The sequence below is a fragment of the Roseomonas rosulenta genome, assembly GCF_016106005.1.
GTDB classification, from domain to species: domain Bacteria; phylum Pseudomonadota; class Alphaproteobacteria; order Acetobacterales; family Acetobacteraceae; genus Neoroseomonas; species Neoroseomonas rosulenta.
Genome location: NZ_JACADR010000670.1, coordinates 1 through 503, shown reverse-complemented (window position 1 = coordinate 503; position 503 = coordinate 1). Strand labels below are relative to the sequence as shown.

At 79.3% G+C, this 503-nt stretch carries 1 protein-coding gene; it reads right to left on the bottom strand.

Features of this window, described 5'->3' with window-relative positions:
* A partial coding sequence (locus HW578_RS27570; RefSeq protein WP_198373851.1) for a tetratricopeptide repeat protein occupies positions 1 to 503 on the bottom strand: 503 nt, incomplete at both ends.

Genomic DNA, 503 nt, shown 5'->3' with positions numbered 1-503 from the left:
AGCAGGGCCAGCGGCGCCTCGGCCGGCGACGCCGCCTGGGCGCGCAGCAGCGCATCGCGTGCCGCGGTCGCGCGCGGCCCGCCGGACACCGCCATCGTCGCCAGCAGCCCCGCCGCCTCGATGTTAGTGGGCTCGGCCTGCAGGATCCGCGTGAGGATGGTTTCCGCCTCCTCCGGCTTGCCCTCGGCCATCGCGAGGCGCGCCAGCACCAGTCGGGGCTGCACGAAGTCCGGGGCTTCGCGCGCCAGCGCCTCCAGCGTCACCCGCGCCTCGGCGACTTCGCCGCGCGCCAGGTGCAGCGTGCCCTCCAGCAGCCGGCCGCCCGGCGTCCGGCGCGCCTCGGGCGTCATCTGCGCGAACTCGGCCTCGGCGGCGGCCACATCGCCCGAGGCCAGTGCGCCGAGCGCCAGCGCCGCCCGCGCCCCCGCCTGGTCCGGTGCCAGCCGGAGGGCGCCCTCCGGCGCCTCGGCGGACCCCGCCAGATCCCCCGTGGGGAGCCGCGC